The organism is Bifidobacterium sp. UTCIF-1 (assembly GCF_006408915.1).
Lineage (GTDB): Bacteria > Actinomycetota > Actinomycetes > Actinomycetales > Bifidobacteriaceae > Bifidobacterium > Bifidobacterium reuteri.
In genome coordinates this window covers 44,886-71,138 of sequence record NZ_JFAG01000016.1, presented here as the reverse complement: position 1 = coordinate 71,138, position 26,253 = coordinate 44,886, and the positions used below count along the sequence as shown (strand labels likewise).

General features: G+C 61.2%; 17 protein-coding genes. 4 read left to right on the top strand and 13 right to left on the bottom strand.

Features of this window, described 5'->3' with window-relative positions; genetic code table 11:
• Positions 1 to 21: 21 nt before the first annotated feature.
• The 3 genes from BW09_RS08210 to glgA all read right to left on the bottom strand — a co-directional run bounded on the left by BW09_RS08210 (position 22) and on the right by glgA (position 3,169).
• Positions 22 to 864, bottom strand: coding sequence for an HAD family hydrolase (locus tag BW09_RS08210; protein WP_140463103.1), 843 nt, complete (start codon positions 862 to 864; stop codon positions 22 to 24).
• Positions 865 to 876: 12 nt separating this feature from the next.
• Positions 877 to 1,728, bottom strand: coding sequence for an ABC transporter ATP-binding protein (locus BW09_RS08205; protein ID WP_044088303.1), 852 nt, complete (start codon positions 1,726 to 1,728; stop codon positions 877 to 879).
• Positions 1,729 to 1,921: 193 nt separating this feature from the next.
• Complete coding sequence (gene glgA, locus BW09_RS08200; protein WP_044088304.1) at positions 1,922 to 3,169, bottom strand: glycogen synthase; 1,248 nt, start codon at positions 3,167 to 3,169, stop codon at positions 1,922 to 1,924.
• A gap of 178 nt (positions 3,170 to 3,347) precedes the next feature.
• Between glgA and BW09_RS08195 the strand changes: the two genes are divergently transcribed.
• The gene (locus BW09_RS08195) at positions 3,348 to 4,889 is read left to right on the top strand and encodes a hypothetical protein (RefSeq protein WP_140463106.1); all 1,542 of its coding nucleotides are present in this window, start codon (positions 3,348 to 3,350) and stop codon (positions 4,887 to 4,889) included.
• Between the two features lie 262 nt (positions 4,890 to 5,151).
• Here the strand turns inward: BW09_RS08195 and BW09_RS08190 are convergent, their stop codons facing one another.
• The 4 genes from BW09_RS08190 to BW09_RS08175 all read right to left on the bottom strand — a co-directional run bounded on the left by BW09_RS08190 (position 5,152) and on the right by BW09_RS08175 (position 14,066).
• Positions 5,152 to 5,616 carry a membrane protein gene (locus BW09_RS08190; RefSeq protein WP_044088308.1) on the bottom strand — a complete coding sequence of 155 codons (465 nt, stop codon included), beginning with the start codon at positions 5,614 to 5,616 and terminating at the stop codon, positions 5,152 to 5,154.
• Positions 5,617 to 6,460: 844 nt separating this feature from the next.
• Positions 6,461 to 7,999, bottom strand: coding sequence for a glutamate synthase subunit beta (locus BW09_RS08185; RefSeq protein ID WP_044088310.1), 1,539 nt, complete (start codon positions 7,997 to 7,999; stop codon positions 6,461 to 6,463).
• 1 nt (position 8,000) lies between these two features.
• A complete protein-coding gene (gene gltB, locus BW09_RS08180; RefSeq protein ID WP_140463108.1) occupies positions 8,001 to 12,572 on the bottom strand; it encodes a glutamate synthase large subunit in 4,572 nt (1,523 codons plus the stop codon).
• Positions 12,573 to 12,917: 345 nt separating this feature from the next.
• Complete coding sequence (locus tag BW09_RS08175) at positions 12,918 to 14,066, bottom strand: glycerate kinase (protein WP_140463111.1); 1,149 nt, start codon at positions 14,064 to 14,066, stop codon at positions 12,918 to 12,920.
• Between the two features lie 135 nt (positions 14,067 to 14,201).
• Here BW09_RS08175 and BW09_RS08170 point away from each other — a divergent pair, with 135 nt between their 5' ends.
• Positions 14,202 to 14,624, top strand: coding sequence for an SDR family NAD(P)-dependent oxidoreductase (locus BW09_RS08170; RefSeq protein WP_219846523.1), 423 nt, complete (start codon positions 14,202 to 14,204; stop codon positions 14,622 to 14,624).
• 30 nt (positions 14,625 to 14,654) lie between these two features.
• Here the strand turns inward: BW09_RS08170 and BW09_RS08165 are convergent, their stop codons facing one another.
• The 3 genes from BW09_RS08165 to BW09_RS08155 are packed head-to-tail and all read right to left on the bottom strand — an operon-like array spanning position 14,655 to position 20,259.
• Positions 14,655 to 16,178 carry an amidohydrolase family protein gene (locus BW09_RS08165; protein ID WP_140463113.1) on the bottom strand — a complete coding sequence of 508 codons (1,524 nt, stop codon included), beginning with the start codon at positions 16,176 to 16,178 and terminating at the stop codon, positions 14,655 to 14,657.
• A gap of 29 nt (positions 16,179 to 16,207) precedes the next feature.
• Positions 16,208 to 19,552, bottom strand: coding sequence for an FtsX-like permease family protein (locus BW09_RS08160; RefSeq protein WP_140463115.1), 3,345 nt, complete (start codon positions 19,550 to 19,552; stop codon positions 16,208 to 16,210).
• Between the two features lie 5 nt (positions 19,553 to 19,557).
• Entirely contained in the window at positions 19,558 to 20,259 is a 702-nt protein-coding gene (locus BW09_RS08155; protein ID WP_044088313.1) for an ABC transporter ATP-binding protein, read from the bottom strand.
• A gap of 142 nt (positions 20,260 to 20,401) precedes the next feature.
• Between BW09_RS08155 and BW09_RS08150 the strand changes: the two genes are divergently transcribed.
• Positions 20,402 to 21,112, top strand: a complete 711-nt coding sequence (locus BW09_RS08150; RefSeq protein WP_238566988.1) for a TetR/AcrR family transcriptional regulator — start codon at positions 20,402 to 20,404, stop codon at positions 21,110 to 21,112.
• Positions 21,113 to 21,174: 62 nt separating this feature from the next.
• Here BW09_RS08150 and BW09_RS08145 read toward each other — a convergent pair whose 3' ends face one another.
• Positions 21,175 to 22,239, bottom strand: a complete 1,065-nt coding sequence (locus tag BW09_RS08145) for a LacI family DNA-binding transcriptional regulator (RefSeq protein ID WP_044088315.1) — start codon at positions 22,237 to 22,239, stop codon at positions 21,175 to 21,177.
• A 293-nt stretch (positions 22,240 to 22,532) separates the two neighbouring features.
• On the opposite strand from BW09_RS08145, the gene BW09_RS11190 reads away from it, so the two are divergent.
• Positions 22,533 to 22,661, top strand: a complete 129-nt coding sequence (locus tag BW09_RS11190) for a hypothetical protein (RefSeq protein ID WP_258185033.1) — start codon at positions 22,533 to 22,535, stop codon at positions 22,659 to 22,661.
• Between the two features lie 161 nt (positions 22,662 to 22,822).
• Here the strand turns inward: BW09_RS11190 and hemW are convergent, their stop codons facing one another.
• A complete protein-coding gene (hemW, locus tag BW09_RS08140; RefSeq protein ID WP_044088317.1) occupies positions 22,823 to 24,145 on the bottom strand; it encodes a radical SAM family heme chaperone HemW in 1,323 nt (440 codons plus the stop codon).
• 130 nt (positions 24,146 to 24,275) lie between these two features.
• Complete coding sequence (gene lepA / locus BW09_RS08135; RefSeq protein WP_044088318.1) at positions 24,276 to 26,156, bottom strand: translation elongation factor 4; 1,881 nt, start codon at positions 26,154 to 26,156, stop codon at positions 24,276 to 24,278.
• Positions 26,157 to 26,253: the final 97 nt, after the last annotated feature.

The window sequence follows — 26,253 nt, the reverse complement described above, 5'->3', positions numbered from 1 at the left end:
CTCCACTCCCGACAATCGTTCTCAAACCAATCCAAGCACCCGAAACGCGTTGGCGATGCCGTTGTCGTGGATGTCGGTGGTCTGGATGGTGCAGGATTTCTCGATGCCGTGGATGGCGTTGCCCATGGCCACGGACGTGCCGGCGGCCTTGAGCATGGCCGTGTCGTTGTCCGAGTCGCCAACGGCAATCGTGTCTGCGATCGCGTAGCCGAGCGCCTCCGCCACGTCGCGCAGAGCGGTACCTTTGTCGATGCCGTTGATCAGCAACTCGCCGTTGTTGGGCGAGATCTTGTCGTACGAGCCGTGCACGGTCTCGAACCATGGGGACAGGTCACGCTTGGTCTGTTCAAACGTCACGTCCGGATTCGGGCCGGTGAAGTAGGAGCCTTTGCTGACTTTGATGGTCTCGCCCAGCGTCGAGCCGAACGGCACCTCCACTTCGTCGATGAGATGCCAGAACCGGGCGAACTCGCCCCGGTTGAACGCCTTGCCTTTCGACTCCAAGTGACGGCGATAGCCTTCGGAGATGTACATGCCGTCCGCGCCCTGCCACTGGTAGCTTTCGATGTGATGCAGTCTGAAGTATTCCATGGCGGCGTCCACAGCGGCTGCCGGCACGAGATGCTGGAACAGCAGCCGGTCCCCCACGTTCGCCTGCGCGCCGGCCACGGAGACCACGCCGTCGAAACCGAGGTCGAGGATGCTGCGTTCGATTTTCGGCATGGACCGCCCGGTGCAGATGAACAGCTTATGCCCGTTTCGCTGGGCTTCGGCACACGCCTCACGCGCCGAGTCGGGCACCACATGGTTCTCATCCGCCAATGTGCCGTCGATATCGAGAAAAACCAGTTTGCCTGTCTTCATCAGTTACTTCCTTCACACTGCATACGCGGACCAGCGGCCGTGGCTGTGCTCGACCTCGATCGGCATGCCGAACAGGTCCGAAAGGCGCTCGTCGGTCAGGCCATCCTCGAGCACGCCGGAGTAGACGATGGTGCCGGCACCGGGGTTGCCCATCGCGTCGATGCCATCGGCGGTGGCGTCCTCGGCGGAGACCGGTTTGCGCCCCATGATGGCGATGTGGTCGAATCCGGCCGGAATCTCCTCGAGCCGATGGGTCACGAGCACCACCGCGCGGTCGGAACTCTCCTCGCCGATGCGGCTCAGGGTGCGCATCACCTGCTCACGGCCACCCAGATCGAGTCCGGTGGTCGGTTCGTCCATGATGAGCAGTTCCGGGTCGCCCATCAGCGCTCGGGCGATAAGCACGCGGGTGCGCTCGCCTTCCGAAAGGCGCCACATCTGCTTGCCTTCGAGATAGCTCACGCGGAAATCACGCAGCAGTTGACGCGCACGTTCGTATTCCGAATCCGTGTATGTGTCCTGCCAGCGTCCGGTCACTGCGGTGAGCCCGGTAACCACGGCGTCCAATGGATCCTCGAAATCAGGGAACTGACGCCCCAAGTCGGCGGATGCGAGGCCGATGCGCGTGCGCAACTTGAACACGTCGTATTTGCCGAGCTGGTGGCCAAGGATGAACACGCGGCCTTCGGATGGGAACGTGCGGGTGGCGAGCATGCCGACCGCCGTGGATTTGCCGATGCCATTCGGGCCGAACAGCACCCATCGCTCCCCCGCATGGATGGTGAGGTTCACGTCGGTGATGATGACACGGCGGTTGCGACGGAATTCGACATTCTCCAGTCTGAGGACTTCGGCTGAGCTCACGGTGATGCCTTTGCTGTTCGATGGTGGCTATTGATGATGGGCGATTATAGTAGCGCATGACTGGCTGCGCATGGCCTGGTTCGCATGCGAAAGGGAGAGACCATGAGAGGATTCGTCTTGTTGGTCTCTCCCTCCGTCACGCTTCGCGTGACACCTCCCTCATCAGAGGGAGGCTGGCGCGGGGTGCGGGAAACTACTTGCGTTCGTCGAGCACGGACTGGTAGACCTTGACGGTCTCGTCGGCGACGGACTCCCAGCTGAACACGTCACGGGCGCGCTCGTAGCCGGCCTTGCCCATCTTCTCGCGCAGTTCGGGGTCGGCCATGATTCTGTTGATAGCGTCGGCCATGTCGTGCACGAACTTGTCCGGGTCGGTGGGGGTGCCGGTGCCGTCGTGCAGCTGGTCGATCGGCACCAGGAAGCCGGTCTCGCCGTCCACGACGACCTCGGGGATGCCGCCGGTGGCGGAGGCGACCACAGGCAGGCCGCAGGCCATGGCCTCGAGGTTCACGATGCCGAGCGGCTCATAGATGGACGGGCAGATGAAGGCGTCGCAGCCGTGCTCCAGGGCGCTCAGCTCCTTCTTCGGCAGCATCTCCTCGATCCAGATGATGTTGCCGCGCTCCTTGTCGAGCTGGGCGAAGGAGTTCTTGACCTCCTCCATGATCTCCGGGGTGTCGGGCGCACCGGCGCACAGCACCACCTGTACATCCTTGTTGACGAAGTGCAGCGCCTTCAGCAGGTACGGCAGGCCCTTCTGGCGGGTGATGCGGCCCACGAACAGGAGCGTCGGCTTGCTGCGGTCGATGTGGTAGCGGTCGAACACGCCCCATGCCGGGTCATCCTCGGCCGGAGTGGCGAATTCGGACATCGTGATGCCGTTGTACACCACGACCACCTTGTCGGGGTCGAGGTTCGGGTAAGCGGCGAGGATGTCCTTGCGCATGCCGCCGGAGACGGCGATCACGCGGTCGGCATGCTCGTAGGCGTCCTTCTCGGCCCAGGAGCTCAGGTTGTAGCCGCCACCGAGCTGCTCGCGTTTCCACGGGCGGAACGGCTCAAGCGAATGCGCGGTGATGACCAGCGGCGTGCCGTGCAGCATCTTGGCAAGGTATCCGGCGAGGCATGCGTACCAGGTGTGGGCGTGGATGATGTCCGCGTCCACATCGTTGGCGATCTGCAGATCCACACCGAAGGTCTTCAGAGCGGGATTGGCTTCGGACAGTTGTTCAGGCACGTCGTATCCGACGACCTTAAGGCTGCCCTTGGCTGCGTCGGCGTTGGGGATCGCAGGAACATCAGCCTCAGTGCGCTTGCCATCGAACGCACGTACGGTCACATCGATGCGCTCGGCCAGCGCCTTCGAAAGCTCCTCAGCGTGTACGCCTGCGCCGCCATAGACGTGCGGCGGGTACTCACGGGTAAGAATGTCGACCTTCATTGGATGCCTCTCCTTCTTGTCATCAGAACACTGGAAGCAAGTTCTACTTTAAGGCACCTTGACGCTGAAAATGCGCAGGCCGCCACGCATGTTTACCAACGCGATACTGGACGTTGCACACTAACGCTGTCTAGACTGGAGTTGTGCATGGCAATGCTCAATGAGGAGGGGAGAATCGATGACCGGACAACAGCCTCAGGAACCGTACAACCAAACCAACCGCAATCCACAATCGAATCGGCCGCGCAGTATCCCATACGGTCAGGCGCCTCAGGCGCATATACCCACGCAAGGCAGCCAATATCTGCCGAATCAACCATATAAGCCTCAGCCTCAGCCTCAGCCTCAGCCGGGCCAGCCGACTCAGCCCAGCCAGCTCGACAATCAGGCATATCTTGGGAGCAACAATCCGCAACAACCCCGACCTGCAGTACCCGGGCAGGCTCCTTTTGCACCGCAGCAGCCCTATGCCCAACGGCCCAATCCATACGCCCAACCCGCCTCGCCGGCTCAGGCAAAGCCATACGCCTCCCCCGGTGCAGGTCAGCAAATCCCGTATTATTCCATGCAGCCGAAGGCGAAGAAGCGCGGTCTGAGCGGCGGAGGCGTCGCGGCCATTGTGATTGCGGTGATCCTGGTGCCGATCCTGCTATTCGCCTCCATTATGGCTGGTTTTGCAGCGATGGCGAACAAGGCCGTCAATGATGCGATGCAGCAGGCGCAAAGCGAGGTGGAAACGCCTGAAAAGGACGAATCCCAGTCCCAGACTCAGTCTCAGCCTGAAATCGAGTACATCACGATGAAGGACCGTCCCTCCTATAAGGGAACGTACGATTATGTGAACGGCAAATACGAGCAATACAGTCAGGAAGCGTTGGCCGACACTCAGGGGTTCATGGACAAATACCGCATCCCCGTCACCGATGACGGCAACAAATACGTCACCGATTTCATCGCGGTATTGGGCAAGTACGCAACCGATCTGAAGAAGATGGGAGACACCGTCGGCGTCAACGCCAGCGAGATGGACGATGTCATCGCATCCTATCGTACCAATACGGATACCGTGGAGGGGCACTTCCTCAAAGGCGAGCCTCTTGATGTACAGGTGACCTTGCAGGGAAGTAACGGGGAGACCTACACCGTGGACGGCCAGAATTCGGTGGATCTCAAGCCGCTGTGGGCCGATCTGGAGCCGAAGGTCGCTGCCGCCTCGAACGATATGGGATCGAATTACGCGGAAAGCGCCCAGAAAATCGTGGAGCTCGCCGGATTGCAGATCAACTGGAATCTTGAATCGGCCTACCAGTACTGCACCAAATCAGCGGAGAATAGCCCCGACATGAAGACGCTCAACGACAATGAGACATTTGGCTTCTATTGCCCGGTGACGCCGAACGTGATCTACGCGAATCAGCAGGTCAACGGCTGGGATTCCATATACGCCCCCTCCGCCGGAATACGTCACGAGATAGCCCACCATGCCATCCACATGTACTGCGGCACCATCCAGCCTCCGGTCGTCATACAGAACGGCGTGAACCGCTTCGAGGGCGTGACCAACAGCTACGCAGTCAAGTATCTGGGAGCGGATGCCAATCTGCTCAGCCAAAGCGCCCAGCAGGCGGCCGCCAACAATCACCGGCAGTACCTGATGGACGATTTCACGGATAAGGCCGCCGAGGCGATTCATCGGGGCGAATGCGAGGCGATTCAGTAAGGCGGACGGCAGAGAATCAGCTGAAACAGCACTGGAACCATCGTAAACACCAGCGAACGGGCTGTATGTTTGCGTACCAACCAAGGTACCGCGTACATACAGCCCGTTCTGGCGTCTGAATCGGCTGTATGTACGCGGCATGGTCGTTCACACGCGAACATACAGCCGTCACCGGCAACGAATCGGCACCAACCGACTGCGTCTGGCTGTACTTCGACCGGATCCGAACGACTTCAACCGAATCCGACCGTCAGCACACGGTTCAGACTGCGGTGCCGTTCTGATCGAGGTTCGGATTGTCCTTGGAATTCCCCGCAGTGAAGAACAGGCTCACCACGCCCACGATGAACACGCCGGATACGGTGGCGATCAACCAGAACGGATGGCTAGGCAGCCACATCACCACGAAGAAACCGATGATGGCAAGCGCAATCAGCGTCCAGCTGCCGACGCGGAACCATTGGCGTACCGAATGCGGCGCCTTGAACATCTTCGGATCGGAATAGTTCGGATTGGTGTTCAGCACGGTTTCAGGTTCTTCCACCTTGCCGCCGCTGGGCTTCCATTCCTTGCCGTCGGTACCGTCCTGCAGACGAATGGACTTCTGCTGCAGCTGGTATTCGTCGATCATCCCCGAACGGCCGCGACCGCGCGTGGAATCATATTGCTGCGGTATTCCCTTGCGATTGGCTTTGGCCTGGGCTCGACGTTCTGCACGGTTCGGCATATCAATACTCCTGTCTCAGCGATGACACTGTTGGCTATATTACTCGCTTGGCCGCGCCGCGCGTACACAATCCCGACGGACGGGTAGTCCGGACCCCAGCTTGTTCTGCTTCATTGCTTGTTCGACGAGCCTATAACAGTCCACTTCCCTTTCAGCAAACATACACGATAAAGAAACGTATTGGGATGCCGCTAGGCCCGCCAATGTCTAGGACGACTAATTGTTTGTTATGGCGACCGGGCGACGAAGTACCTAGTCTGCCTCGCCGTAAGTTCGTTGATTAATCACTACCCCTCAGTCCCGCTTCGCGGGCCAGCTCCCCTGACAAGGGGAGCCTCCAATATATTCAACGAATTAATGACGCGGGATACTGGTGAAAGGTCATTATAATATATGTAGCTATTAATAGCTACCGTCAAAGGAGACACCAATGAGCAAAAGCACCAATAATCATGTTGTACGCAAAGGAAAAATCTACCATATTCTCCCATGCATACTCACAATTGTTGCACTCTGCTCTACGTGTATCAACAGCAAGTCTGGAAACTTAATTTCTATACTAGCCAACATCGCCAATATTCACGAAAATATTATATGGCTAATAATCTTGTTAATATCTATGATATCAGCCTGTTTATGCATTTATTCCATTCACAAAAAAGATTGTAAGATATATATAAATATTTGCTTTATTATTAATATATATTATATACTAGTCAGTCTTTTGACCATAACATAAATGTGCAATCAAGAATAAAAGAGTATTGATAATAAAATAAAAATAGCCGGTTCTTGCATACCTACTTAACGTAGCTATGCAAGAACCGGCTATACGGGCAGAATGTCAGCGAGGCAGCATCATCGGGCGGTCACTGGCCTTGATCGGTGCTGGCAGCTCACTGGTCTTCTCACTGGAGAGGTACTCATCCACGGCGGCAGCGCAGGATCGTCCCTCCGCAATGGCCCAGACCACGAGGCTCTGGCCACGGCCGGCATCGCCGCACACGAACACGCCATCCTGGCTGGTGGCGAACTTGTCGTTGCGGGCGATGTTGCCGCGCTTATCCAACTCCACTGGCAGCTGGTCGAGTAGCGTGGTGGTGTCCGGGTGAAGGAAGCCCACGGAGATGAGCACCAAATCGGCGGGCAGCACGCGCTCAGTGCCGGGCTGGCGGGTGAACGGGCCGTTCTCCCCCGGTGCCACGGAGACCACTTTGAGGCCGGTCACATGGCCATGCTCGTCTGCCACGAAGCCTTCGGCGGTGGTGGAGTTCTCGATCTTCACCTTGGCCTGCTCCTCCTCGGAACCGATGAAGTTCACGGAGTCGGTGCTGTACAGGTAGGTGCCGCCCTCGGCCATGGACGTGGTCTTCTGGTAGGTGCGGGCGAAGGTCGGCCACGGCTGGTTGGCGGGACGACTTTCCGGTTCCTTCGGCATGATCTGCAGCACGGTCACGTCCTTGGCGCCCTGACGGATCGAGGTGCCGAGGCAGTCGGAACCGGTGTCGCCGCCGCCGATGACGATGACGTGCTTGTCCTTGGCGGTGATGTCGTTGACGGGCTTGACGCCGAAGACGCGGCGGGTGGCGTCCGGCAGGAAGTCGAGGGCGAAGTGGATGCCGTCGAGCTCGCGGCCGGGAATCTTCATGTCACGCGGCACGCGAGAGCCAATGGCCACAACAACGGCGTCATACCGGTCGCGCAACTCATCCCAGGAGATGTCCTTGCCGATCTCCACGTTGGTGCGGAATCGAGTGCCTTCGGCCTCCATCTGCTCCACACGACGGTCGAGCAGACCCTTCTCGAGCTTGAAGTTCGGGATGCCGTATCGCATGAGACCGCCGATGGCGTCGTCCTTCTCATAGACGACCACGGTGTGGCCGGCTCGGGTGAGCTGCTGGGCGGCTGCAAGTCCTGCGGGGCCGGAGCCGACGATGGCGACGGTCTGGTCGGTCAGGCGCTGCGGCGGCAGCGGCTTGACGTAATCCAGATCCCAAGCCTGGTCGATGATCGTGCACTCGTCGTTCTTGATCATCGTCGGTGGCTGGTGGATGCCGAGAACGCAGGCCTGCTCGCACAGGGCCGGGCAGATGCGGCCGGTGACCTCGGGGAAGTTGTTGGTCTGGGACAGGCGGTTGTAGGCGTCCTCCCACTTGGCCTGACGTACCAAGTCGTTGAACTCCGGGATGATGTTGCCCAGCGGGCAGCCGGTCATGCAGAACGGGGTGCCGCAGTCCATGCAGCGTGCGGCCTGCTCGCGTGTCCACGGCTGCAATCCGGATTCGGCGTGGACGTCGAACCAGTCCTTGATACGCTCCTCGATGGGGCGTTCGGCCAGTTCACGGCGTGTACGGACCTTCAGGAATCCTCTCGGGTCGCCCATGTCAGCGCACTCCTTCCATGACGTGCTCGTATACCTGATCCCAGGCACCGGGCGAATTGAAATCGACGTTGTTGGCCTTGGCCTCTTCCATGGCTCGGGTCATGGCCAGATACTGCTTGGGCACTACATGGGTGAACCGCTTGACGGTTTCGTCCCAGTCTTCCAAAAGTGCGGCGGCGAATTGGGAACCGGTCTCTTCAGCATGCTGCTTGACCAGGTCGTGCACCAGCTTGCCGGACTCCTCGTTCAGTGGCTCGAAAAGCAGAGCTCCGGACTTGATGGCGCCCGGGTTGACCTGCTTCATGTCGAGGTCGAGCACGTAAGTGTTGCCGCCGGAGAAGCCGGCACCGAAGTTGCGGCCGGTGGGGCCGAGCACCACCACGGTGCCGCCGGTCATGTACTCGCAGCCGTGGTCGCCCAAGCCTTCGACGACGAACGTGGCGCCAGAGTTGCGCACGGCGAATCGCTCGCCTGCGCGGCCGGCCACGAACATCTGGCCGGAGGTGGCGCCGAAGCCGGTCACGTTGCCGGCGATGACGTTCTCATGGCAATCGAAGGTGACGTTGGTCTCCGGACGCACGATCATACGGCCGCCGGACAAGCCCTTGCCGGCATAGTCGTTGACTTCGCCGTAGATGCGCAGGGTCTCGCCGCGTGGGATGAACGCGCCGATGGACTGGCCGCCGGAGCCGTGCAGGGTCATGTCGATGGTGTCGTCAGGCAGGCCCGGCTCGCCGTAGCGGCGGGTGATCTCGTAGCCGACCATCGTGCCAACCGTACGGTTGACGTTGCGGATCGGCATCTCGATACGCACCGGCTCCTTGCGCTCCAGCGCCGGCTCGGCGAGCTTGATGAGCTCGTTGTCGAGCGACTTCTCGAGCTCGTGGTTCTGCTCGATGGTCTGGTGCAGGATCGTACCCGGCACCGGGCCGGCCTGCTTGAGCACGTTCGACAGGTCGATGCCGTTGGACTTCCAGCGCTTGATGGCCTCGTTCTGATCCAGGCATTCGACGTGGCCGACGGCCTCCTCGAGCGTCCTGAAGCCAAGCTGGGCAAGAATCTCGCGGACTTCCTCGGCGATGAACATGAAGAAGTTGACCACGCTTTCAGGCTTGCCGCGGAAGCGGGCGCGAAGCTCCGGGTCCTGCGTGGCGATGCCCTGCGGGCAGGTGTTCTTCTGGCAGGCGCGCATCATGACGCAGCCCTCGACGATCAGCGCGGCGGTGGCGAAGCCGAATTCCTCGGCACCCAGCAGGGCGGCGATGACCACGTCGCGGCCGGTCTTGAGCTCGCCGTCGCACTGGACGACGATGCGGGAGCGCAGACCGTTCAGGATCAGCGTCTGCTGGGTCTCGGACAGGCCGATCTCCCATGGCGTGCCGGCGTGGCGGATGGCGTTGAGCGGGGCCGCGCCCGTGCCGCCGTCGTAGCCGGAGATTAGCACCACGTCGGCATGGCACTTGGCCACGCCGGCCGCAATGGTGCCCACACCGAACTCGGAGACGAGCTTGACGTGGATACGGGCCTTCGGGTTGGCGAGCTTCGCATCATAGATCAGCTGCTTCAGATCCTCGATGGAGTAGATGTCGTGGTGCGGCGGCGGGGAGATGAGCTCCACGCCCGGGGTGGCGTGACGCACCGTGGCGATCCACGGCGGAACCTTGGCGCCCGGCAGGTGGCCGCCCTCGCCGGGCTTGGCGCCCTGGGCGAGCTTGATCTGCAGGTCGGTGGCGTGCACGAGGTAGTCCGAGGTGACGCCGAAGCGCGCGGAGGCGATCTGCTTGATACGGCTGTAGCGCAGCGGATCCTCGATGCGGTCGTCGGATTCGCCGCCCTCACCGGAGTTGGAGCGCGCGCCGATCGAGTTCATCGCGATGGCGAGCGTCTCATGGGCCTCCTGGCTGATGGAGCCGTAGCTCATGGCGCCGGTGGAGAAGCGCTTGACGATCTCGCTGGCCGGCTCGACCTCGGAGATGTCGATGGGCTTGCGGGTCTCGTTGAACTTCATCAGGCCACGCAGGGTCATGATGCGGTTCGACGTGTCGTTGATGTGGTGCGAGTACTTCTTGAACATCTGATAGTCGCCGCGCTGGGTCGACTGCTGGAGCAGGAAGATGGCCTCCGGGTCGTTCAGGTGGTCCTCGCCGGTACGGCGCCACTTGTACAGGCCGCCGGTGCGCAGGTTGCGGTGCGGGGCCGCGGTCCACTGGTTCGGGTAGGCCACGCGGTGGCGGACGGCCACCTCCTCGGCGAGCTCGTCGAGGCCCACGCCGCCCACGCGGGAGGTGGTGCCGGTGAAGTACTCGTCCACGACCTCCTGGTTGAGACCCACGGCTTCGAACAGCTGGGCACCGCGGTAGCTCATGATGGTGGAGACACCCATCTTGGACATGATCTTGAGTACGCCAGTGGAGAGAGCCTTGGTGAGGTTCTTCACGGCGGTTTCCGCATCCACCTTGAGGTAGCCAGCGCGCGCCAGATTCTCCACGGATTCAAACGCCAGATACGGGTTCACGCAGGCGGCACCGTAGGCGATGAGCAGGGCCACATGGTGCACCTCGCGCACGTCTCCGGCCTCCACGGCCATGGAGATCTGCGTGCGTGTGTGGCGGCGCAGCAGGTGATGCTGCACGGCGGAGGTGAGCAGCAGCGACGGGATCGGACCCCACGTATGGTTGGATTCACGGTCGGAGAGCACAATGAAGTTCTTACCGTTCTCGATGGCCTCGTCGATTTCGGAGAAAATCTCTTCAAGACGCTCTTCAAGCGCCTTGCCGCCGCCGGCCACCTGATACAGGCCCTTGACCACGTACGGGCGGTAATAGCCGCCGAGCACGCGGGCCTTGTCGAGGCGCTTCAGCTGGGCCATCTCGTCGGAGTTGACCACGGGCAGCGGGATGAGGATCTTCTTGGCGTGCAGCTCGGAATCGGCCAGCAGGTTCGGCTCGGGGCCGATGGCGGATTCAAGGGAAGTGACGATCTCCTCGCGCTCCCAGTCGAGCGGCGGGTTGGTCACCTGCGCGAACTTCTGGTGGAAGTAGTCGAAGAGCATGCGGCTGCGGTTCGACAGGGCCGGCAGCGGGGTGTCGTTGCCCATGGAGCCCAGCGGCTCCTTGCCGGTGTTGGCCATCGGGGTGAGCAGGAGCTTCAGGTCCTCCTCGGTGTAGCCGAAGGCGCGCTGACGGCGCTGGACGGACTGGCCGGAGTGGTTCACATGCTCGCGCTTGGGCAGGTCGGAGAGCTCCACGGAGTTGCCCTCGACCCACTTGCGGTACGGGTGCTGGGAAGCGAGGTTCTTCTTGATCTCCTCGTCCGGGATGATGCGACCCTCGGCGGTGTCCACGAGGAACATCTTGCCGGGCTCGAGGCGTCCGTTGGCCACCACGTGCTTCGAATCGTTCTCCGGAATCACGCCGGCTTCGGAGGCGAGCACCAGATAGCCGTCATCGGTGAGTTGCCAGCGGCCTGGGCGGAAACCGTTACGGTCAAGTAGTGCACCGACCTGAGTGCCGTCGGTGAAGACGATGTCGGCCGGGCCGTCCCACGGCTCGATGAGCGTGTTGTTGTACTCGTAGAAGGCGCGCACGTCCGGGTCGAGATCCGGGTTCTTTTCCCATGCCGGCGGCAGCATCATGCAGATGGCGTGCGGCAGGGAGCGGCCGGCGAGGTGCAGCAGCTCGAGGCATTCGTCGAAGGTGCCGGAATCGGAGTAGCCGGGTGTGGTGATCGGCAGCAGCGGCTTGAACTCGCCGAGCAGTTCGGAGCTCAGACGGCCCTCGCGGGCGGACAGCCAGTTGCGGTTGCCCTGAATGGTGTTGATCTCGCCGTTGTGGGCCAGCAGGCGGAACGGCTGGGCCAGCGGCCAGCTCGGGAACGTGTTGGTGGAGAAACGGGAGTGGACGATGGCGACGACGGCCTTCATGCGCTCGTCGTTCAGGTCCGGGAAGAACTTGGTGAGCTGCATGGTGGTGAGCATGCCCTTGTACGTGATGGTACGGGCCGAGAGGGAGGCGAAGTACACGCCCACCTCGTGCTCCACACGCTTGCGAATGCGGAAGGTCTTGCGGTCAAGGTCGATGCCGGCGAGGGAACCATCCGGGGATGCGACCACAAGGGTCTTGAAGCCCGGCATTGCGGCGAGCGCCTGCAGGCCTAGGCCGTCCGGGTTGGTGGGCACCACGCGCCAGGCGAGCACTTCGAGGCCCTCCTCGCGCACGATCCTAGCGATGGCCTGCTCCTGCTGGCCGGAGGTCTCGATGTCGCGGTCAAGGAACGCGATGCCGGCCGCGTAATGGCCCTCCTCGGGCAGGTCGGCGGGGATGACGGCACGCATGAACTCATCCGGCATGCTCATCAGGATGCCGGCGCCGTCACCCGTGTTCTCCTCGGCACCCACGGCACCGCGGTGATCCAGATTGACCAGCACCTCGATGGCGTCGGTGACGATCTTGCGTTCCGGACGCTTGTTCAAGGTGGTGACCATACCCACACCACAGGCGTCATGCTCGCTGGAGGGGTCGTACATGCCGTCCGGAGCATGGACCGTGAGATCAAGCGGGGCTTTGAATGTCACCGAAATCACCTCAATTGCTTATGGGCGCGCTCACAAACGTGCCACTTCCTAAGTTGCTGTTGACAGAGTAGCGTTGCGGTATGTCGATTGCGTTTCGCTGTCCATATACCGAATTACGAGAAAAGTCAAGAGTTGATTTTAGCGACTTTTCCTGATAAGCCGCGCCGGTACTGGAAATCTTTATGCAAACATGATTATCCGCTATTGAATGATGGCGGCAACATTGAATGCGGGCATAGTGGATTTGGACGAGATGACCGGCGCCGCCGACAGATCATTCGTCGGCAACAACAGTCAGGACAGCGGACAGATAGGACTGACGGCATCCCTCACAGATATCATCAGCTATTTCCCGCCCAGCATGAGCAGTCGCGTGACCTGCTCCGCGGTACGTTCCACATTCGCCGGAGCATCCTCAAGAAGATCCTGCAAGGTGGCCGCACCGGGAGCGATGCCGAAGATGGCGTCGATGCCGACGGCATGCAGCTCGTCTATGCCCTCGCCCACATGCCCGGCGATAGCAACGACCGGCTTGCCATAGCGCTTGGCGGTCTCGGCCACCCCGGCGGGGGTCTTGCCGTATCGTGTCTGGGCGTCGATTGAACCCTCCCCGGTGAACACCACATCCGCCCACCGGACCGCATCGGGCAATCCCACGGTCTCGATGACGACGTCCACGCCATGACGGAACCCGGCATCGAGGATACCTTTCAACGCCGCACCGATGCCGCCAGCGGCACCGGCACCGGGAACACCGGCCACGTCCACGGACAGCCGCCGTTCGACGATCTCGGCGAAGTGGCCGAGCGCGCGGTCCAGCAGCGCGACATCGTCGGCGGTTGCGCCCTTCTGCGGACTGAACACGGCACTGGCACCCTGCGGGCCGACCAGAGGATTGGTGACGTCGCATGCGGCGATCACCTCGACGTCATGCAGCCGCGCATCGAGCCCCGAGACATCGATGTCGGCCAGTCGGGCGAGCGCCGCTCCCCCGGCCGGCAGCTCGCGGCCTTCATCATCGAGCAGCCGCACGCCGAGCGCCTGAAGCATGCCGGCGCCTGCGTCGTTGGTCGCGCTGCCGCCGAGTCCGACGATGATTCTGGTCGCGCCGTCATCCAATGCCGCGCGGATGAGCTCGCCGGTGCCATATGACGAGGTGACCAGCGGATTGCGTTCGGACGGCGCCAGCAATGCCAAACCGCTCGCCGCGGCGACCTCCACGACTGCGGTCGCACCGTCGCCGAGCAGGCCGTATTCCGCCGTGATGCCCCGACCCAACGGATCGTGAGCCGCTGTCGTCCGCATCGAACCGCCCGTGGCATCGACCAGCGCGCGGGTCGTGCCCTCGCCGCCATCGGCCATGGGCAGCAGGCGGATTTCGGCATCGGGGTCGGCCTTTCGGATGCCTGCCGCCATGGCCTGCGCCGCTTCAGATGCAGTGAGGCTTTCCTTGAACGAGTCGGGGGCGCATACGTATCGGGTGTTTCGGGTCATGGCACCAGCTTATCTATCACATCGCCATATCCCCACCCCGGCAATCCAAAGTTAGCTGATTCACCGCTGATTCACCGCTACCGAGGTCGCAAAAACAATGCAGCTCGCGTGCAAAGACCCGGCAAAGGCGGCGGGATGAGACGTCCAGCACCTTTCATCGAGCCGACATATCCTCTGGCGCGCAGGCTCGTTCGAGGTGATCACAGGCCCGGTCGCCTCGTTCGCGCCGAACCCTGGCAGGCGGTATATGCGGCAAGTAAGGCGCATACGCGCTTCCTCGCACGGGCGTTGCACGAGGAGGAACGCAAGCGCGGCGTGAACGTGCTGCTGATGAGCCCCGGAAACATGAACACCGAAATGAACATGCAGGGCACCTCGACCGGAAAGCTCGGGCGGCATCCCTATCTGAATCTCAAACGAGAGACCGCACGCACATTCATGATGGCCGAACGCGGGCATGCCACCTACACGCCGATGCTGTTCTACAAGCTCTACCGCATATTCACGAAACTCATGCCGAGCGCGCTCGCCGTCAAAGTCACCAGCTTCGAGGACTGATCCGGCCGGCGACTGCCTACAGCCTACAGCCTACAACCGCCGGCCGGTGAAGGCCATGGGCCTGCGATGGGGCGCGACGGCCGTGCCCGTGACCGAGCCGTCGGGTTCGGACACGTCAGCATTGAGGTGGACGGTGAGCGGGCCGAATGGCAGGCGCACGCGAATGTCGAACGAATGCCGCGTCCCGTCGCGCACGCCATCCCGGTAGGATGCCACGATTCCCATGACCTTCGCCTTGCCGTGGAACGAGGTTCGGGTCGCGTCGTCGTAGGAGACGATCACGGGAATCGCGATTACGCCCACCGGCGAGTTGAGCCGCGCGTCGTAACGGGCGGTGAGTGCCGGGTCGTCGCCGGGGTCGGGCGCAAGACGCGCGGCGGCGGCATCACGAACGGCTCCGGCTATCTTTGGGGCGGCCTCGTGCGGCGGAACAGGCACGCGCACGGCCACATGCCTGCGCGGGAAGAGATCGTGCAAGAGCCGCACATGCCACCGTCCGTCCCGCTTCACCGCGACATTCCCCGCGGGTTCGGAAGCCGCCCTGACCAAGGCCGGGATCCCCGCGAGCTTCGGGTTGATGGCGAGCGCGTTGCCGGTGAACGCCATGCGCTTCTGCTCCTCGGTGAGCTTGTCGGTTCCCTCCAGCGCCCGGGCCTGGCCGAGCACGGCCTCGATGGGCGTGTAGGGGGTGTCCGACCCGTACAGCAGGTGGGTGTCTGGCACATTGCGTAAAAGGTCGGCTAGCTGCTTGGGCTCACTGAATCCGGCGAGGTCGTAATACACGTGGGACATGGCGTCCATATAGTCGACACGGCGGTCCGGGTCAGCGAAGCGCAGCATGAACGCAAAGCTTTCGAACCGGTCGGCGAGAATGGAAACGAACGCGCCGGCGTGCGGTATCACCCAACGGATGCTCGGGAACTTGACGAACGTGTCCTCCAGCACCATGTTGGTGAAGGCCCGCGTGGTTTCCACGAAGTACTCGAAAGCAGGAAGGGACAGGCCCTCGCATGCGCCAGGCACGGACACGGGCGGCGCGGTGGGGTGGATGATCACCATAGCGCCACGATCGTCCAGTTCGCTCATCACCGGGTCGAGCCGGGGGTCGCCGAGGTACACGCCGTGATGGTTGGTCGTCAGTCCCACGCCGTCAGCCTTGAGCTCGTCGAGCGCGCGCCGGGCTTCCGCCGCGGATGCCTCGGCCCACGGCAGTGGTAACGTGGCAATCAGACCGAACCGGGTTGGGTCCTCGGCGGCGATCGCCGCTCCCTGGTCGTTGATCTTCCGGGCCAGCCGCAGACAGTCGTCCACCTGCGGCAGGAAGACGTTCGGCGAGGAAAGCTCCAAATGCGCGTAGGCAATACCGAGCAGGTCCATCTTGTCGCGCTGCCAGTCGGGAGTCCAGTAGTCGGGCGTGGGATAGCCGTCCGGGTTGCCGGGATAATGCGCACGCAGGAATTCCAGGTACGCAGGCGGCAGGTAGTGCGACTGGAAGTCGACCTTGCCGCAGAAGCGCAGCGGAGCGGCATCATTCGATTCGACCGGATGGTTCATAGGTTTTCCTTTCTTCCTCTATTTCCGGCTCATTCCACGCTCTTCAACGCACCGAGCATATCCACGTCCTTGAGGCGGCGCCAGACCACCCAGCCGAGCATGGCGAGCACCACGACCACCACGGCAAGCGGCACGGCGAACGCAGACCAGGCGAGGGCCGGGTCGAACATGACCTCGTCGGGCGGCACCTCGGTGATGATGTAACGGTGCAGGACGGCCCCGAACCCGTATCCCGCCAACACGCCGAGCACGGACAGGATGATCGTTTCACGATAGATATACATGGTCGTTTCCCCGGTATGGAAGCCGAGCACCTTGATGGTGGACAGTTCGCGAATGCGTTCGGACACGTTGAGGTTGGTGAGGTTGTAGAGAATCACCACCGCAAGCAGCGCGGCCACCAAGATGAGCACCTCCATGATCTGGTCTAGCGAGTCGACGATCGTGGCCACCTGGTTCCTCATGGTGATGTTCTGCACCACGCCCTTGACCCCGTCCACAGTCATAAGGTCAGCTCCCTGCCTGTTGGCGTTGTCCACGGACGAATCCTTGAGACGGACCATGTAGGCGTTGGACTGGTAGTCGGCGTGGAACGCGCGACCGTAGCCGCCGGAGGACATGAACATGAAGTGGCCGATGTACATTTCGGTCACGCCGTCCACGCGCACCTTGCGCTCCGTGCCGTCGGGATCCGTCACGGATATGGTGTCCCCGGCCTTGGCACCGAGCATGTCCGCCATGCGTTCAGAGATGATCGCGCCTCGGTCGGTCAGGACCTGCGGGTCGTGCGAGACACGGTCGCGCAGGGTGATGTAGTCTCCGAAGTTGTAGGCGTCGTCGGTGACGATGAGCGTGATCGTCTGCTTGTCGCCCTGTTTGCCGGCGGTGGTGGTGAGCTCCTCGTAGCGGATTGGCGCGGATTGGTCGATCGCCCTGTTGCCGTCATCCCCGTCCGCCGGGGCGACGGCCTTGGATACGGCGTCGCGCTGGTCCGCGTTGTTGTCTGATTTCTCCGCCACGATCAGGTCATAATGAATTATGCCGCCGAACTGGTGCTCGCCGATCTGGCCGATCGACGCCTGTACGCCCAGTCCCGCGGTGAGCAGCGACACTGCGCCGGCCACGCCGAAGATGGTCATGAAGCCGCGAGACTTGTAACGGAATAGGTTGCGGGCCGTGACCTTACGGGTGAAGTTCAGGCGGTCCCACACGGGCGTGATCCGCTCGAGGAAGATCTTCGAGCCCTTGGCGGGCGGTTTGGGCAGGAGCAGCGCGGCGGGCCTCTCCTTGAGCTCGCGGGACGCGGCGATCCACGCGGGTGCCACGGCGCTCGCCCATGCGAGTAGGAACGCGGCGGCGGTCACGCCCAGGTGGAAGTGCAGCTCGATGCGCGGCATGGTGAATCCGGAATCGTAGGCGTGGTAGACGATGAGCGGCAGGATGGTGTGCCCGGCCGCCACGCCCAGAATCGTGCCGGCCGTGGAGGCGGAGAAGCCGTAGAAGAGGAATTTCTTCATGATGTCCGCGTTCCCATATCCCAACGCCTTAAGGGTCCCGGAATTGGTGCGTTCCTCGTCCACCATGCGGCCCATGGTGGTGAAGGTGACCAGCGCGGCCACGAAGTACAGGAAGATCGGGAAGATGCGCGCGAGCTTCATGACGATGTCCGCGATGATCTCGTACACGCGGTATCCCTCGGAGGTGAGTCCCTCGCGCCGGCCGTCGATCGAGTATGCGGGCACTTCGAGGGTGTCAACCTTTTCGCTCGCCAGTTTGATCTGACGTTCCGCGTCAGCGATCTGCTTCTCGGCCTCGGGCTTGGCGTCATTGAATTCCTTGAGCTTCTGGTCGTATTCGTCCTCGGCTTTCTCGAGGTCGCGCTGGCCTTGAATCATCTGTGCGGCGCCGTCGGACGCCGATCCGGATGCGGCCGTGGAGACGGCGTGCCCGAGTTCGGTCTGCTTGGATGCAAGCAGTTTTTGGGCTTCCGCGATCGCGGCCGCGTTCTTTTGGTACTCCTCGGATCCCTGATCGAGCTTGGCGGCCCCTTCGTTGAACTGTTCAAGGCCGCTGTTGTATTGGTTCAGCATGGCGTTGTATGTGTCCGCAGCCGTGTTCCAGTCGGCGAGCGCCTGATCGTACCGCCCCTTGAGACTTTGGTATGCATTGCCGGTTATTCCGGTTTTCTCCCATGAAGCGAGGAGACGGCCAGTGGCGTCGAGCGCTGTCTTGGATGCGTCGAGCGCCACGCGGGCCACGGTGAGCTGCTTGCCGGCCTGATTGAGCTGCAGCCAGGCGAGTTCGAGACTGCCCTGGCCCTGATTGAGTTGCTGGGCGCCGGCGGCGAGCTGGGTTTGGGCGGCGGAGAGCGTGGAGTTGGCGGAAGCGATCTGCGCGGTGGCACCGGCGAGTTCGGCGGCCGCGGAGGATGCCTGGTCGACGGCGTCGAGCTGGCCCTGGGTAAGCTGGTCCTTGCCGGATTCAATCTGCGCCTTGGCGTCATCGAGCTGAGTTTGGGCGTCCGTGAGCTGCTGTTTGGCGTCGTCCACCTGCTCCTGCGCCTTGGCGATCTGCTCGCGGCGTTCGGAACGGATGGAGTCACGGCGGGCGGCGGGCTGGTTGGCGAGACGCCGGGAGAGCATGGTCTTGTGATCTTGCACGCGGTCGCGGTAGGCGTCATCCCAGTAGTTCAGTCCGGCTGTGTCCTCGAAGGTGACGCGGCCGATCATCGCCACGGATGAGTCGAACGTGCCCGCGGTGACCACGGCGTATCCGTCGAGTTCGCCGGATCCAGCGGTGGACTGCCCCATGTTGAGGTTGGAGACGATGTCGCTGGCCTCTACGAAGCCGACCACGGTGAAGTCGGTACGTCTGAGCACGGTATCGCCGGCGATGTCCGGCAGTTCGGTCACGCGGATGGAGCTGCCCACGGCGAACCGATCACGCTCCCCCGAGTCAAGCGCGATCTCCCCGGCCGCTTGCGGCAGCCGGCCCTCCACGACCGCATAGGTGGAGACGGTCTCGGGCAGCGAGTGGATACGAAGACTGTAATCGCTGTCCGCGATCGTCACATCCTTGAAGTAACCGAATTCGGCGTCCTTCACACCGGCTGTTCCACGAATGATCGCCTCGTCGTCGGCGGTTAGGCCGTAGTCGCTGATCACGGTCACATCCGCAAGATTGTGCTCGTCGTAGAACGCGCGGCCTGTGGCCCGCATGTCGGGCGCGGTGGCGAACAGACCCACGAGGGCGAACGATCCTAGGGCCATGAGGCTCACGATGGAGGCGAACCTCCCCTTGGATTTGGCGAGGGTGGCACGGATGTCGCGCCACAGCATGCGTTTGCGAGGTCTGCGAAGCCTGCGAGACGTCATAGCGCTCACCATTCCAAGTCCTCGATGTCCATGGGGTGCTCGTTGACCTCGATGGATTTAACTCGCGCGTCATGCATGTGGATCACGCGATCGGCGATGGGCGCGATGGCGGAGTTGTGGGTGACGATCACCACGGTGGCGCCCTTGACGCGGCTCTGGTCCTGCAGGATGCGCAGCACCTGCTTGCCGGTGTTGTAGTCGAGCGCACCGGTCGGCTCGTCGCACAGGAGAATCTTGGGGTTCTTGGCCACAGCGCGGGCGATGGCGACGCGCTGCTGCTCACCGCCGGAGAGCTGCGCCGGGAAGTTGTCGATGCGGTCCTTCAGCCCCACATCCACGAGCGCCTGAACCGGATCCTGCGCATCGCGCACGATTTCGGAAGCGAGTTCGACGTTCTCCTTCGCGGTGAGATTCGAGACGAGGTTGTAGAACTGGAATACGAACCCGATATCGGTGCGGCGGTAGTCTGTCAACTGCCGTGCAGTGTAGTTCGAGATGTCTTTGCCGTCGATGATCACCTGCCCCTCGCTGTTGGTGTCCATGCCGCCGAGAATGTTGAGCACAGTCGATTTGCCGGCGCCGGATGCACCGAGGATGATCGCCAGCTCGCCTTTCTCGATGCTGAAGTTCACGTCGTTGTTGGCGACGATAGTGGCGTCGCCCATATGGTAACGCTTGAAACTATGCATCATTTCAATGTAGGCCATCGATACCACCTTCCTTTGAATAAACAACATGTTGATTTACTGCCATGATGATAAGGACGGCACAAAAGCCATGTCAACGAACGATTTCTGCCATTCTGTTCAAATTGAACAGTCTTATAAAATCCGTTCATTATGGCATTAAATGAACAACATGTTGATAGAATCTGTTGTAGATTGCTATGATTCAGCAATAGCCGATCACACAACTCAACTCATACTTGAGGAGAAGCCCATGGCATCCGCAACAGGCAAACGCAATACGAAAACCGAGGCCAAAATCAAGTCCGCATTCACCACGCTGGTTAAGTCGAAAGGCTTCGAAGCGATGACCGTCAGCGATATCGCTCGAACCGCAGACATCAATCGCGGCACGTTCTATATGCATTATGTCGACAAGTTCAACCTGCGCCAACAACTCATCAACGACACCATTGACGATTTGACGCGCATTCTCGTCGAACGCGTCAATCCAACCGAACCAACTATCAGTCAAGCCGGCAAATCAGTCGTTGACGTATTTCAATCTCAATCCATCGCCAAAGCACTGCAATATGTGAAAAACGACTATACATTCTTCGACGCGATATCACAATCCGGCAACGACATGTCTCTCTACGAGCGTTTCAAGGACGTGCTCAAGCGACTCATCATCACGCAGGCGAAACACCGGGATGCCGAACCACAAACCATCTACAACGGCATTCCGGCCGACTATGCGATGGAAATTCTCGTCTCCGCCGTCGCCTCTATCGTCTGGCTGTGGATTCGACGGGGATGCAAAGAATCCCCTGAGGAAATATGTCTCATCATCGAACGCAACAAAACCACTGCGCCGGCGGACATTCTGTGGTGACTGCACTCGCGCCCAGGTCTGGCACATCGCGCTGTCATGGTGGTGCCATGTGGGACCCCCGCTCACCGTGACCCATGGCTCGTATTCTTCGACGGATTCAACGGCGTGCGCTCGGAGGCACGCAGGCACGGACGGCCCTGCACCACCTCGATCTGAGCGGGCGGCGGCTCCTGGCCGTTGCGCTGCGCCTCGATCTGCCCATACAGCATGCGGAAGGCCCGCTCCCCCATCTCATGGAAATTCTGGGTGTAGCTGGTGAGCGCCGGTTCCCACATGGCATCGAAACGCATATCATCGAACCCGACCACGCTCACATCATCGGGGACCTTCCGTCCCGCCTCGCGCAGTCCCTTCATCACTGCGATGGCGATTTCATCGGTTGCGGCGAAGACGGCAGTCACGCTTCCCCGGGAACCCAATGTCTTGCCGGCCGTAAAGGCGGCGTCAAGATCGGCGAATGGCACCAGTACCGGATCAGGCACCTCGACACCACGTTCGGCGAGCGCGTCGCGCCAGCCGTTCGAGCGTGAATTGTCACCGGCATCCTGATCCCAGGCCACATGGAATACGGTCTTATGCCCCAAGTCGAGCAAATGCATGGTCATCCATCGCCCACCATCACGCTCGGCGTTAATCACCTGATAGTCGCCATCGCCGAAGCCTCCGCCGACGACCACCGCGGGAATGTCCTTCGGCAGCCGCTTCAGCGCCTCAACACCGGCCCAGCCATACTCGTAGACGATGACGCCCGCCGGCCGCACTGACAAGCCCATACGCACTCGAGCCTCGACCGACCCCATGTCCGACTCGTCCAGGGACACGATGTTGAGCAGGAACCGTTGCATGCGGGCGGCAGACTCCACACCATGATTGGTGGCCGAAGTCGATACCTCGTCAGGCTTTGACGCGAACACCGTCACGATATCCATCTCGCGGTTCGACAAAGCTCTGGCGGCGACACTCGGCTCATAGCCAAGCTCTTCGATGGCTCGGGCGATGCGCCTGCGCTTCTCCTCCGTGATGCCCGCCGTGCCGTTGAGGAAACGAGACACCGTCGGGGCGGAGACCCCGGCAAGCTTGGCGACATCCTTGATCACCGGCCGTTTGCGCCCAGCACTTCTCGCCATCTCCTACTGCACCTCTCTCTAGCACTGTTGCATATGGCCAACTGGTTCAACAGTACAATGTCATCGACACAATGACAGCCCAGCTTTTGTTCGCATTCTTAGCAGCACAATTGAAATCAATATCGAACCGGTTAGATTGAGGCGGCAGTAGGAACAGCGGGATTCTGCGCGAAACGCCGTAGCGTCATGCATCACTTGCCTTGCGCCCGCTATTACGCTATTCTGAAACCGGTTTCAAAAGAAGCCAACAATCATCAAAGCCCTGTGGCTTTGACCGACGAAAGGAAACGATTATGTCTTTCAAGGATTCCGTGATGCGTGGTCTCGCTCTGTACGGCATCAGCTCCATGGCCCAGTCCGGCATGGCCAATGGCAAGATCATGGCCGACGTGCTCAAGGACGTCGAGAAGAACGCCCGCTGAACGTCAACCCCCATGCTGGCGAATAAGCTACAAACCTATTCTTCAGCTGGGCACAAGACAATACGAATAGAAGACTCGATAATTCAACATCCGGCTATGAACCGGAATAATTGAAATATCGGACAAAGGCGTCCGCTTTTTCTTTTTTGCATGCTGATCGATCACATACCCGCCAGATCGAAGAACCGCTCTATGAGCATATCGTTGAGCAATCGTCCTTTGCGTGTGGGTATCACCCTATGCCCCTCACAGACAATCAGCCCTTCGTCAATCAACGGATGCAACTGGTCCACGACTATGGATCGCAGTATCGACGACGTCTTCCCCACCGGTTTCGTGGCGTTGAATTCCTCGATTTCGTGGTTGATACGGCCGAGGTCGAGGCCGTCACGGATGCGCAGTCCCAACATGATGAGCTCTTCGAGGTTTTCCTCGGGAGTGATTGCCTCACTGCCGCCCCATGGTATGTGACCCTCGTTGAGCGCGGTGCCCCACAGTCGTGGATGGGCAATGTCCCAGGCCCGCAGGGCGTTCATGACCACGGTCTGTTCCCTCGGTTGGGCGGTCGGGAACTCCATCTCTCTCCCAGTCAGCTTCGCTGACAGCCCCCTTGTCAGAGGAGGCCGACCGGACACATCGGCGCGCGCATTGTAGTGCGAATGCGCGCCGGGCCCGAGGCCCGCCCAGTCGACGTTGCGCCAGTAACCAAGATTATGGCGGCTTTCGTAGCCGGGGCGTGCCCAGTTCGAGACCTCGTACCATCCGAGACCGGCTGCGGAGAACAGGTCGTCAGCGATCTCGTATTTGGCGGCCTCGTCGTCGTCATCCGGTTTCGACAGCGCGCCGGCGGCGATGCGACGCCCCATCTTGGTGGTGGGTTCTACAGTAAGCGCGTATGCGGAGATGTGGTTCACGCCAAGGTCGATGGCGGTGTTGACCGACGTGCGCCAATCGTCGAGGCTCTCCCCCGGCGCGCCGTAGATGAGGTCCACGCTGGAGCGCAGACCGAACCTGTTCGCGGCGCGCACGCCGGCCTCCACGCTGGCGGGCGTGTGCGTGCGGTCAAGAGTCTTGAGCACATGCGGCACCGCCGACTGCATGCCGAAGGAGATGCGGGTGAAGCCGCCCTCGGCGAGCTTGCCGATGTAGTACTCGTTGACGGTGTCCGGATTGGCTTCGGTGGTGATTTCGGCATCGGGCTCAAGACCCCAGATGCGCCGAATCGCCTCGAGCATGGCCACCAGATCATCTGCGGAGAGGATGGTGGGCGTGCCGCCTCCGAAGAACACGGTCGACGCCGACGGTTCGTCAATGCCGTGCTCGAGCTGCCATGCGCGCGTCAGCTCCATCTCGCGGATGACCATGTTGGCATAGTTGCCGCGCGAGGCACCTGCGCCGAGATCCACAGCCGTGTACGTGTTGAAATCGCAATACCCACAACGACGCAGACAGAACGGCACGTGGATGTATATTTCGTAGGTCATATACGTGTTACTCCCCTCAGTCAGCTCCGCTGACAGCTCCCCTCAGAGAGGAGAGCCAGGAAATAATGCTCGGCTACCACCTCACTCAGGCTTCGCCGGGAGTCCCCTCGTCAGAGGGGGCTCCTCACAATCAGCCTTCCGTCTTCTGGGCGGCGCGGATCTTGTCTTTGGTGTCGCGGTCGTTGGCGTCCTCATCGGTGGACAGCGCGGCGATGAACGCCTCCTGTGGCACCTCCACATGGCCGAGCATCTTCATACGCTTCTTGCCGGCCTTCTGCTTCTCGAGCAGCTTGCGCTTACGGGTGATGTCGCCGCCGTAGCACTTGGCGAGCACGTCCTTGCGCAGAGCGCGGATGTTCTCACGGGCGATGATGCGCGAACCGATGGCCGCCTGAATCGGAATCTCGAACTGCTGGCGGGGAATCAGGCCACGCAGCTTCTTGGTCATCATCACGCCATAGCTGTATGCCTTGTCGCGATGCACGATGGCGCTGAACGCGTCCACCTTCTCACCCTGGATAAGGATGTCCACCTTGACCAGATCGGCGGACTGCTCGCCGTCCTCGTGGTAGTCAAGCGAAGCGTATCCCTTGGTGCGGGACTTGAGCTGGTCGAAGAAATCGAACACGATCTCGGCCAACGGGATGCGGTAGTGCATCTCCACGCGGTCGGTGGAGAGGTATTCCATGGTGCCCATGATGCCGCGGTGGTCCTGACACAGGTCCATCACCGAGCCGATGAACTCCTTGGGCGTGATGATGTCGGCGGCCACCATCGGCTCGACGATCTTCTTGATCTTGCCGTCCGGGAACTCGCTCGGATTGGTCACATGGTGTTCGCTGCCGTCTTCGGCGGTCACATCATAGGTGACGTTGGGAGCGGTCTGAATCAGATCCAAACCGAACTCGCGCGACAGGCGTTCGTTGACGATCTCCATGTGCAGCAGTCCCAGGAATCCGCAGCGGAAGCCGAAGCCCAGCGCCACCGAGGTTTCCGGGGTGTACACCAAGGCGGCATCGTTGAGCTTGAGCTTGTCAAGCGCGTCGCGCAGCTCCGGGAACTGGGCATTATCTATAGGGAACAGACCGGCATACACCATCGGCTTGGGGTCGCGGTAGCCGGGCAGTGGTTCTGTCGCCGGGCGGACTGCGGAGGTCAGGGTATCGCCGACTTTGGATTGGCTCACATCCTTCGCTCCGGTGATGATGTAGCCGACCTCGCCCGCACCCAGCGCCTTGGTGCGCGTCATGTCGGGGCTGATCACACCGATTTCGATGGGATCGTGGGTCATGCCGATACCCATCATGTGCACCTTCTCGCGGTCGTGCAGTTCGCCATCCTCCATGCGGATGTAGGTGACGATGCCACGGTAGGAGTCGTACACGGAATCGAAGATCAGCGCACGGGCGGGCGCACCCGGGTCACCGTGCGGGGCGGGGATCTCCATGACGATATGGTCGAGCAGATCGGCCACGCCTTCACCGGTCTTGCCGGAGACGCGAAGCACATCGCTCGGCTCACAACCGATCAGACCGGCGATCTCCTCTGCGTGTTTGTCCGGTTCGGCGGACGGCAGATCGATCTTGTTCAGCACCGGAATGATGGCCAGGTCATGGTCGAGTGCCATATACAGGTTGGATAGGGTCTGTGCCTCGATGCCCTGGGTGGCATCCACGAGCAGCACGGCGCCTTCGCAGGCGGCCAGCGCTCGGGAAACCTCGTAGGTGAAGTCCACATGCCCTGGGGTGTCGATCATGCCGAGCGTGTATTCAGTACCGTCGAACGTCCAAGGGACACGCACAGCCTGGGACTTGATGGTGATGCCACGCTCCTGCTCGATGTCCATGCGGTCGAGGAATCGGTCGCGCATCTCACGTTCGGGCACGATGCCGCTCAACTGCAGGATACGATCGGCCACAGTGGATTTGCCGTGATCGATGTGCGCAATGATGCAGAAGTTACGAATTAAGGACTGATCGGTGGAACCCGGCTGATTGTGTTGGACGACCAACGCATTCCTCCTCTTGGCATATACTCAAACTTCACCTAGTGTAGCCGAAGGACTGTATTCGGCGTGGCATTGTGCAAGTTTTTCCGGGGCCTATGCT

Excerpts from the sequence above, each read along its gene's own strand:
- BW09_RS08175 (WP_140463111.1), bottom strand. The coding sequence starts at position 14,066 with ATGACCCGAAACACCCGATACGTATGCGCCCCCGACTCGTTCAAGGAA.
- BW09_RS08155 (WP_044088313.1), bottom strand. The coding sequence starts at position 20,259 with ATGGCCTACATTGAAATGATGCATAGTTTCAAGCGTTACCATATGGGC.
- BW09_RS08190 (WP_044088308.1), bottom strand. The coding sequence starts at position 5,616 with ATGCCGAACCGTGCAGAACGTCGAGCCCAGGCCAAAGCCAATCGCAAG.
- BW09_RS08160 (WP_140463115.1), bottom strand. The coding sequence starts at position 19,552 with ATGACGTCTCGCAGGCTTCGCAGACCTCGCAAACGCATGCTGTGGCGC.
- glgA (WP_044088304.1), bottom strand. The coding sequence starts at position 3,169 with ATGAAGGTCGACATTCTTACCCGTGAGTACCCGCCGCACGTCTATGGC.
- BW09_RS08170 (WP_219846523.1), top strand. The coding sequence starts at position 14,202 with ATGAGACGTCCAGCACCTTTCATCGAGCCGACATATCCTCTGGCGCGC.
- BW09_RS08150 (WP_238566988.1), top strand. The coding sequence starts at position 20,402 with ATGAACAACATGTTGATAGAATCTGTTGTAGATTGCTATGATTCAGCA.
- BW09_RS08210 (WP_140463103.1), bottom strand. The coding sequence starts at position 864 with ATGAAGACAGGCAAACTGGTTTTTCTCGATATCGACGGCACATTGGCG.
- BW09_RS08185 (WP_044088310.1), bottom strand. The coding sequence starts at position 7,999 with ATGGGCGACCCGAGAGGATTCCTGAAGGTCCGTACACGCCGTGAACTG.
- BW09_RS08165 (WP_140463113.1), bottom strand. The coding sequence starts at position 16,178 with ATGAACCATCCGGTCGAATCGAATGATGCCGCTCCGCTGCGCTTCTGC.
- BW09_RS08145 (WP_044088315.1), bottom strand. The coding sequence starts at position 22,239 with ATGGCGAGAAGTGCTGGGCGCAAACGGCCGGTGATCAAGGATGTCGCC.
- BW09_RS08195 (WP_140463106.1), top strand. The coding sequence starts at position 3,348 with ATGACCGGACAACAGCCTCAGGAACCGTACAACCAAACCAACCGCAAT.
- hemW (WP_044088317.1), bottom strand. The coding sequence starts at position 24,145 with ATGACCTACGAAATATACATCCACGTGCCGTTCTGTCTGCGTCGTTGT.
- BW09_RS11190 (WP_258185033.1), top strand. The coding sequence starts at position 22,533 with ATGTCTTTCAAGGATTCCGTGATGCGTGGTCTCGCTCTGTACGGCATC.